We start from the raw sequence: 9609 nt of genomic DNA on the forward strand, positions 1-9609 counted from the left end.
AAAAAAACAAAACAAATCCTCCTGGTTTTTCATTACCCCGGTATTCAAGGCCCAACAATAGTTCATTATACCTGTTACATATTAAACTATCTGCCCGTCATTACAGTCATACAAACAAAAAAATAACCATACACATTACATCATGAAGAAGCTATTCATCATTGCCACCCTGCTAACATTTACTTACGGAGCCTTTGCGCAGGCTGTTGACTTGCGCCGCAAAATAGAAGTTACCGGCACCGCCGAGCAGGAAGTTACCCCCGATATCATCAACGTTACCATATCGCTACAGGAATATATGGATGGTAAAAAACACATCCAGATCTCGGACCTGGAAGACCAGCTTGAAAAAGCCGTTAAAGATGCGGGTATACCTGCCGCTGATTTTACCGTAAACAATGTATCAGCCTGGAACAACGCCGTTCAAAAAAAGAAACAGCCCGATTTTTTAGCCGGCAAACAATATGGGCTACGGATAAAAGACCTGAATAAGTTTAACCAGATTGTATCTAAAATAGATCCCAAAGGCATCCAGTCAACCAATATCGACAGCTATGATTATTCAAAAATAAACGAGCTGAAAAACGAATTGAAACTTAAAGCCCTGCTTTCGGCACGCGATAAGGCTTCATTTTTATTAAGCGGCCTTGGCAACAAACTGGGCGATGTGCTTAACATCACGGAGAGTGATAACAGCAGCTTCCCTCAGCCGCGCCAATACAACACCATGATGTATAAAGCTGCCGTTGCCGATGCCCCTCAATCCGACATCGACTTTAAAAAGATCAAGATCAGCCTGCAGATAAACGCAGTGTTTGAGATAAAGTAGCCCCCGGACTCCCTGAAGGGGGAGTTTTTTAATTGATAAAATAAATAAAAGGTCATCCTAAGTTTTGAGGATGGCCTTTTTTATTTTTCTACCCATGTAATGGCTACATCATATATTGTTGTTACTGATATTTCGTCCCCCCGGTTACAAATCTGCCCTATAGTACGTTATCTTAGTATCATTAATTAACAACCATTAAACTTTACACAAATGAAAAAGCTATTTATCCTTGCCCTTCTGCTTCCGTTTACCTGCCAGGTATTTGCACAGGCAGCCGATGCGCGTCGCACAATTGTAGTTACCGGCATGGCCGAAGCCGAAGTGACGCCCGATATTCTTAATGTGTCTATTTCGTTGCAGGAATATATGGATGGTAAAAAACATGTGTCAATTTCTACGCTCGAGGCCGAACTTGAAAATGCGGTAAAAAACGCCGGCATCCCCAAAGAAGATTTCACCATTGATGATGTTGCAGGATGGAACTATTATTACCAAAAGAAAAAGGCTCCCGATTTTATGGCCGGCAAGCAATATCGCATCCGGGTGCATAACCTGGATAAATACAACCAGATCCTTGCCGCATTAAATCCCAAAGGTGTTTCATCAACCGAGGTACAAAGCTATGAGTATTCGAAAAGGGTTGAATTAAAACGCGAACTCAAGATCAACGCCCTTATCGCCGCGCGGGATAAGGCAACATATATGCTTGATGCTTTAGGCGAGAAATTAGGCCGACCGGTTACTATCGACGAAACAGAACCAATCCCCAGCTATTTTAGCAGCCCCTCATCAATATACGCTAACAGCACCATGCGAACCAACGCTGCACCCGCCGAATCAGACATCAACTATAAAAAGATAAAGTTAAGCTTCCAGGTAAGGGCTGTGTTCGAGATAAAGTAATCTACCAGCCTTCTCAAACATTCTAACCGCTTTTCCTGTTACCCCTAAAAAAGCACAAAATTATGCAATGGTTTGGCAGGGGCGAAAGCGATAATGTAGAAGATCAGCGTGGCAGTGGCGGTGGTCGAGGCATAGCAATTGGCGGCGGAATACTGGGCCTTATTGGGGCCGTAATTTATATGTTTACGGGGATAAACCCATCGCAGTTGCTTAACCAGGGTAGCAGCGACCAGCAACAGCAAACCGAACAACAAAACCCCAATGCACCGGAAGACAACGGCAAAAAATTTGTGCGTGTAGTACTTAAGGATACCGAGGACATTTGGGGCAAACTATTTAGCGATATGGGCCGGCAGTACCAGGATCCTAAGTTGGTTTTATTTACCGATTATGTGCAATCGGCCTGCGGTAACGCCAGCTCGGCTACCGGGCCGTTTTACTGCCCCGGCGATGCCAAAGTATATATCGATTTGAGTTTTTACGACGAGCTTAAAACGCGTTTTGGAGCCGGCGGCGACTTTGCCAATGCCTACGTGATAGCGCACGAAGTTGGGCACCATGTGCAAAACCTGCTGGGTGTAAGTGCAAAAATGGACCAGGCCCGCAGCCGAATGAGCCAACGCGAATACAACAAACTATCGGTAAAGCTGGAGCTGCAGGCCGATTTTTATGCCGGTGTTTGGGCCCATTATGAGCAAAGCATCAACAAAGTAATTAACGAAAAAGATATAGAAGATGCCCTGAACGCTGCCAACGCCATTGGCGACGACCGCTTGCAAAAACAAAGCCAGGGACACGTGGAACCCGACAGCTTTACCCACGGCACCAGCGCCCAGCGCGTTTACTGGTTTAAAAAGGGTTATGAAACCGGCGATGTAAAACAAGGCAACACGTTTGCCGATGACAGGTACGCTTTTCTGGCTAATTAGTCACTTCGCTGCGCGGTCATTTGCTGCGCGTCATTGGTCATTAGTGTGTCGCTTACAATCTAATTGGATTGTCATTTACTATTGTTAAATATCGCGTAATACCAGTTCTGCTACTTCCTCGCCCACCAGGCTCCCCATTGCTACACCCATACCGTTACAGCGTACCGCGCAGAAAACATGGGGCAGTATCGCTTTCACTATCGGGCTTAGTTGTTCGCCGAAACCCATGATGCCGCTCCACCAGTAATCAATCTCTGTTTTTTGATCGGGGAGGATAACTTCGGCCAAATAGGATAAGAGTTTTTCCTTAACCTCATCTGTATGCCCAAACTCCCAGGTTTCTTCGGCTTTATAATTCAGGTTGCGGCCACCGCCAAACAGCACACGGTTATCAATGTTCCTAAAATAATAGTACCCCTCATTAAAATGATAGGTACCCTTTAGTTTTAAACCATCTATAGGTTTTGTTACCAATACCTGGCCCCTACCGGGTACTACATCCAATTCCGGATACAACTGGCTGGCAAATGCATTTGTTGCCAGTATTACCTTACCAGCCTTAAAGGCACCCTGTGTAGTTTGCAACCTAACGCAAGCAGCCTCGTGCTCAATTGCCGATACCTGTACATTATTTAAAACCAACACCCCCAGTTCATACACTTTATACAATAAAGTCCGCATCATTTTACCGCTGTCAATTTGGCCTTCAAAGCGGTTGTAAATTATGCCGGCTACATTATTAAAGCCAAAATCTGCAATTTTTTCATTCGCAACTGCATAAATGTCAGTGGTACCGATAATGGGATGCAATAATTTATTCAGATGATCAACCTGATCCAAAGCTATGCCTGCAGCCTGGGCTTCATCAATCATAAACAACTCATGGCCGCCGTGTTGATGGTAATCAATATTCTTATCGCCAAGGTTTTGCCGCAGGCGCTGCAGGCCGCGCCATTTATAATCAACCAAATGCATGGCCTCTGCTTCTGATGATCGGTTTATTACCTCAATTTGCTCGCTAACTGTGCCAAAACAGGCAAAACCAGCGTTTTTAGTACTGGCACCGCTTGGTAAAAAGCCCCGCTCAAGCACCAGTACTTTAAGCAATGGCTGCTGATTTTTTAAATGCAGGGCGGCACTTAAGCCCACCAGGCCGCTGCCAATGATAATTACATCGGCGTTATCAATAAAAGAAGTTCTCTCCCAGTAGGAAAACATAGTAAGTCAAAAGTAAAAATTGCGTAGCACTCTTGAACACCATAAAAAAAATAAACACATTGTGAAAAATTCAAAAGTCAAAAATCAAAACCTATCTCTGAGGGCATTACTTTTGACATGCATGTTTGAGCGGAATGGTTTTTGAATATGTAGTTAGAAATACTTGTGAGCATACGTACACAGATTGAGCGTGTTATCACATGCCAATCATTTTTGAATTTTGACTTTTTAATTTTTACTTAACAAATGAATCACTTATCATTTATAACAGCCTATATTGGATATAACTCTGCCTGGTTCCTGATGATCCTGGTTGCCATTGTTAGCTTTATAGTACAATGGCGTTTTAAGAGTAAATTTAAGCACTACTCAGAAGTTGGGCTGCTATCCGGCCTGTCGGGCCAGGAGGTTGCGATTAAAATGCTACGCGCTCACGGCATATTTGATGTACAGGTAATATGCGTTGAAGGCCAGCTTACCGATCACTATAACCCCGAAACCAAAACCGTTAACCTGAGCCAGGATGTTTTTTATAGCCGCAGCATTGCCGCGGCGGCAGTTGCCGCCCACGAGTGCGGCCACGCGGTACAACACGCCCAGGCTTATGGCTGGCTTAGTTTCCGGTCGGCCATGGTGCCCGTTATTAATATAGCATCAACACTAACCCAGTGGACATTGCTTATTGGTGTAATGCTGCTCATTTTTTCGCACAATCCATTTGTATTGGCCGTAGGTGTGGCCGCGCTGGCATTGGTTACCTTTTTTAGTTTTATAACCTTACCGGTTGAGTTTGATGCCAGCCATCGCGCATTGGTTTGGCTCAATAACAACTATAGCATTATGCAAACCACCGAAGAGCACGAACAAGCCAAAGACGCCCTTTGGTGGGCCGCCATGACCTACGTGGTAGCCGCGCTTAGCTCGCTGGCAACCCTGCTTTATTACGCATCGTTTTTGTTTAACAGGCGAAATTGAGGCGAAGCCCCCCAGCCCCCTGAAGGGGGAGTTTTTTGAATTGCATATTTAAACCCGGCAAAAGCCGGGTTTTCTTTTATATAAACATTGGCTATCTTTATACATTCATGTTCCCCCTTCAGGGGGTTAGGGGGCTTTATTTACATTTCGGTGTAACCTAAGTAAAAGCCCTGTTGTCAGAGAGATTGTAACACATGCAAAGCAAGCTTTCAGATATCGATCTTATTGAACAAACACTGGCGGGCAACCAATCGGCGTATGCCGACCTGGTGAAGCGGCACCAGCGGTTTGTGTTTACACTTGCTTTGCGTTTTTCAAAAAACCGCGAGGATGCCGAAGAGATTGCACAGGACTGTTTTATAAAGGCGTACCGCGCGCTGGCAACATACGGCGGGCAATCGAAATTTAGTACATGGTTGTACACTATTGTGTATAATACAGCCATGACATTTTTACGAAAGAACAGAATAGCAACCGATTCGATAGATGACGAAGCTACCTTTATACAGGTTGAAAACAACGAGTCGGCTTATGATGCCTATAACGTTGAAAATAAATCGCGGTCGTTTTATCTTAACCAGGCTATTGCGCAGTTACTGCCCGATGATGCTACCATTATAACCTTGTTTTATAAAGGCGAGCAATCACTGGAAGAAATTGCCCAAACTTTGGGGATGGAAGCCAATACGGTTAAGGTAAAACTATTCCGGGCGCGCCAGCGTTTGAAAGATAAGCTGGAGCGTAATTTAAAACACGAGGTTAAAGAACTGATATGAATACCATAGAAGAAGAACTCTGGAACTACATTGACGGCAACTGCACGCCGGCCGAGCAGGATACTATTGCCCTGCTTATTGAGCAGGATGAGGCTTACAGCAAAAAATACCAGGAACTGCTGCAGCTAAACCTGGAATTTACAGCCATGGAGCTTGACGAACCATCAATGGCATTTACCTACAACGTGATGGAAACCATCCGTACCGAAAATGCACGCCAGCCACTTAAAGCGGCCATTGATAAACGTATTATTATAGGCATTGCTGTTTTCTTTGTTTTTACCATACTGGCATTGCTGGTGTTCACTTTTGCCAACACCCATTCGCAACTTTCGGCCTTTGATGTAAATGTTAAACTGCCGGCTACAGTAAAACTGCCCAATGTCGCCAATATTTTTACCAGCCCGGTATTCAAATGGTTTATCATGTTTGATGTTGTATTGGCCTTATTTTTATCAGACAGTTATTTGCGTAGAAAAAAACCGACAAAACAGGCCTAAAGTGTTTACCATGTAGTACGCAAAAGTTTACAATTAACTAACACCGCCTTTTTTTTAATTGATATTTATTTTTTTACCTCCATTTTTAACTCGTATAGGCACATAATACCAACTTGCTAAAAAAATTTACGAAGTTTTAATTTTTGGTATAGTAATTGTATAGGTATGTATGAACTGGTAATCCTTACCGGTTTAATTGTGATAAGGTTTAGGTTGAAAGTCGCCCGACGCAAGGTCTGGGCGGCTTTTATTTTTTACGGGGATTTCGTCATCGTGAAAAATATCAGCCTGAAAACCAAAGCAAATTCTTAATTTTCGCAAGCAAACTATTTCATCAACCTTACCGTATAACCAAAACACAATAATAGCTACCTCCCTTTGATAGCTATGCCAATTGTATACTACATGATAAATCGTTTTGAAACAAATACCGGGGCCAATTTTAATTTCGAACGTTTTTTCGAGTTATCGGCTGATCTTTTCTGCATTGCCGGCTACGATGGTTACTTTAAAAGGGTTAACGCGGCGGTTTCAAAAACTTTGGGATACACCAACGAAGAGCTTTTTTCGAGCCCCATAAACTCTTTTGTACACCCGGACGACCAGCTTATAACCGAAAGAAAACGCGACAACATCAGGAACGATGTGCCGCTTTTAAATTTCGAAAACCGCTATATAACCAAAAACGGGGAGGTGGTTTGGCTGGCCTGGACATCGATGCCTGTTGATAGTGAACAGCTTGTTTTTGCAATTGCCAAAAACATTACCCACAAAAAAAAGCAGGAGGCTGAACGTAACAACCTGATAACCCACCTCACGCAAATAAACGACGACCTGAAACAGCTTACCTATACCACATCGCATGACCTGCGTTCGCCGGTAAGTAACCTGCTGTCGGTTTTTAATTTTATTGATCTTTCAAAAATACAGGACCCCGAAACCATTGAGTTTATTGGCATGCTCCGTTCGGCTTCAGAGAGCCTGAAAGAAACGCTTAATAACTATGTAGACGTTTTGAGTCAGAAAGACAGCCTGAATATCCACCGGGAAGACATCAACGTTAACGACACCTTAAATACGGTTCTGCATTCAGTTGGCTCCCTGATACATGAATCCGGTGTTACCATTAAGCTTAGCTTTACCGGCGATTGTATTATTAATTTTAATAAATCGTACCTCGAAAGTGTATTTTTAAACCTGATCACCAATTCCATAAAGTACGCCCGTCCCGAAATTGCCCCGGTTATCCATATCAGCTTCAGGGTACATAAAGGATTAAAGCAGATATTGTTTGCCGATAACGGTTTAGGCTTTGACATGGACCGCGTGAAGGATAAAATATTCGGATTTCACCAAACGTTCCATCATCATCACGATAGTAAAGGCATCGGACTATATTTGGTTTATAACCATATTACCAGCCTGGGCGGACAGATTGCCATCGAAAGCAAACCTAACCAGGGGGCTACCTTTATCATATCGTTTAAAGATTGATTTAGCCGGGCAGGGAAACGCTGACGCGGTATTAAGTCAATAGTACTAAGCCTTGAGTCGAAAGTTGAATTTGTTCTGCTTTTACTTAGAACTTAAGACCTTCGACAAAAGACTATTCATTACATAATGTAGTTATTGCTGTCAAAACCATTCAAAACACAAAAACAATCGGGCAATTACAGGCTTTATATCATGGGTAATAAAAACCTTACATTAATTAAACATTGATATTATATACCTTTGCGGCTCGATCCTGACTGGTGGGGTATTGACAATAATAAAATAACAGCATGTACGATATTTGTTGCGTTGGGCATATAACGTTAGATAAGGTGGTAACACCACGAGTAACTGCCCACATGGCCGGTGGCACCTCTTTTTACTTTTCAAATGCCATCCGCAATATGGATGTTAGCTACACGCTGGTAACAACACTTGCCGAAAGCGAAATGGTTGTTGTTGAAAAACTGCGCGCCAAGGGTATTCATGTAAATGCCTGCGCCTGTGGCCTTTCTGTTTATTTTGAAAATATTTACTCCGAAAACCAAGACCACCGCACCCAGCGTGTATTGCAAAAAGCCAACCCTTTTACTGTTGAGCAATTACAGGAAATTGACGCTCAAATTTTTCACTTAGGTCCGCTGCTTGCCGATGATATGCCTGTTGAGCTGATTAAGGAACTAAACAGCCGCGGCAAAGTATCGCTGGATGTACAAGGCTACCTGCGCAAGGTTGAAGATAAAAACGTTGTGGCCATAGATTGGGCCGATAAACGCGAAGCCTTGCAATACATCGATATCCTGAAAGCCAACGAACACGAAACCGAAGTACTTACCGGCAGTAAAGACATTCACGAGGGCGCCCGCATTTTGGCCGACTGGGGTGTTAAAGAAGTTGTACTTACCCTGGGCAGTATGGGATCTGTAATTTATACCGGTGGCGTTTTTTACAATATCCCTGCCTACAAACCATCTGCCGTTGTAGATGCTACTGGTTGCGGCGATACTTATATGGCCGGTTACCTTTACCAGCGCATAAAAGGCGCATCTTTTCAGCAGGCTGGTGAGTTTGCCGCAGCAATGGCAAGTTTTAAAATTGAATCATCCGGTCCGTTTACAGGCACCGAGGATGATGTTTTAAACCTGATTACCCGTGGCGAAAAAACTTACGCCTACTAACAATGCGTCTGCAGCGCTATGTTTGCCAAAAACGGTGCAGCGGTCTTGATACTAAATACTTGATACTGTTTCTAATAAGCTTTAGCCATCCAGCTTTGTAACAATATTACGGCCGATATGGTATCTACCAGCTCTTTATTTTGCCGGCCTTTTTTATTCATGCCGCTTTGGGCAATGGTGGCCGATGCCATTTTGGAGGTAAAACGCTCATCCAGCATTTCGATAGGGATGTCGGGGAAAGTTTTTTTAAGCAGCCCCACAAAACCTTTAACATGTATGGCCGATTGCGATGGGGTATTATCCATCTGCTTGGGCTCGCCCACAATAAACCGCTCCACCTGCTCGGTTTTTAAATAAGTTTTCAGGTAATCAACAATATACATCGGGTGCACGGTATCCAGCCCCGTAGCTATAATCTGCAAAGGATCAGTAACCGCTATACCAATGCGCTTGGTACCGTAATCGAAAGCCATTACCCGAGCCATATTAGTTATGAGTATTAAGTTATGAGTTACAAAAGTAAAAGTATCGTTGGGTTTATCACATTAAATTAAAACGTTAACCAGGGCTGACGCATAAGAAACGTTAAAAACGGGAGGTGTTGCCAACAAAATGTTGATAAAGAGGTGATAAGTTTAAGGGTTGCGGTTGTCAAAAAGGCTTTCAAGTTTTTTTCTTTGTAAAAAAGAATATGCCCACATCCCTTCACGATCATTTCAGATGGATACCCGATCCACGCACGGGCAATAATAAGAAGCATAATTTACTGGAAGTAATCATTTTATCGGTCTTGGCAGTGTTATGTGG

Annotated in this window: 10 protein-coding genes; 8 read left to right on the plus strand and 2 right to left on the minus strand. The window is 43.4% G+C overall.

The features are described from left to right. Positions 1-142 precede the first annotated feature (142 nt). The 3 genes from AC1DV1_RS23440 (at position 143) to ypfJ (ending at position 2661) form a co-directional block, all read left to right on the plus strand. Positions 143-829 (plus strand): SIMPL domain-containing protein, encoded by a 687-nt coding sequence (locus AC1DV1_RS23440; RefSeq protein WP_477364320.1) that lies wholly within the window; start codon positions 143-145, stop codon positions 827-829. Between the two features lie 210 nt (positions 830-1039). Beyond that, entirely contained in the window at positions 1040-1732 is a 693-nt protein-coding gene (locus AC1DV1_RS23445) for an SIMPL domain-containing protein (RefSeq protein WP_477364323.1), read from the plus strand. Positions 1733-1794: 62 nt separating this feature from the next. After that, positions 1795-2661, plus strand: coding sequence for a KPN_02809 family neutral zinc metallopeptidase (ypfJ, locus tag AC1DV1_RS23450; protein WP_477364327.1), 867 nt, complete (start codon positions 1795-1797; stop codon positions 2659-2661). Positions 2662-2745: 84 nt separating this feature from the next. On the opposite strand, the gene AC1DV1_RS23455 is transcribed toward ypfJ, so the two are convergent. Continuing rightward, positions 2746-3879, minus strand: a complete 1134-nt coding sequence (locus tag AC1DV1_RS23455) for an NAD(P)/FAD-dependent oxidoreductase (RefSeq protein WP_477364330.1) — start codon at positions 3877-3879, stop codon at positions 2746-2748. Between the two features lie 246 nt (positions 3880-4125). On the opposite strand from AC1DV1_RS23455, the gene AC1DV1_RS23460 reads away from it, so the two are divergent. From AC1DV1_RS23460 to AC1DV1_RS23480, 5 genes are all read left to right on the plus strand, one after another. Further along, entirely contained in the window at positions 4126-4854 is a 729-nt protein-coding gene (locus AC1DV1_RS23460; RefSeq protein WP_477364333.1) for a zinc metallopeptidase, read from the plus strand. A 194-nt stretch (positions 4855-5048) separates the two neighbouring features. Further along, positions 5049-5630, plus strand: a complete 582-nt coding sequence (locus tag AC1DV1_RS23465; RefSeq protein ID WP_477364336.1) for an RNA polymerase sigma factor — start codon at positions 5049-5051, stop codon at positions 5628-5630. After that, positions 5627-6130: an anti-sigma factor gene (locus AC1DV1_RS23470; RefSeq protein ID WP_477364339.1), complete on the plus strand. Its 504-nt coding sequence runs from the start codon at positions 5627-5629 to the stop codon at positions 6128-6130. The genes AC1DV1_RS23465 and AC1DV1_RS23470 overlap by 4 nt, the downstream gene beginning before the upstream one ends. 405 nt (positions 6131-6535) lie before the next feature. Next, complete coding sequence (locus AC1DV1_RS23475) at positions 6536-7624, plus strand: PAS domain-containing sensor histidine kinase (protein ID WP_477364342.1); 1089 nt, start codon at positions 6536-6538, stop codon at positions 7622-7624. A gap of 290 nt (positions 7625-7914) precedes the next feature. Continuing rightward, positions 7915-8802 carry a PfkB family carbohydrate kinase gene (locus AC1DV1_RS23480; RefSeq protein ID WP_477364345.1) on the plus strand — a complete coding sequence of 296 codons (888 nt, stop codon included), beginning with the start codon at positions 7915-7917 and terminating at the stop codon, positions 8800-8802. Between the two features lie 71 nt (positions 8803-8873). Here AC1DV1_RS23480 and ruvX read toward each other — a convergent pair whose 3' ends face one another. Next, on the minus strand, positions 8874-9287 hold the full coding sequence (gene ruvX / locus AC1DV1_RS23485) for a Holliday junction resolvase RuvX (protein ID WP_477364348.1): 414 nt from the start codon (positions 9285-9287) through the stop codon (positions 8874-8876). Positions 9288-9609: the final 322 nt, after the last annotated feature.

The organism is Mucilaginibacter sp. P4_D1 (assembly GCF_056401935.1).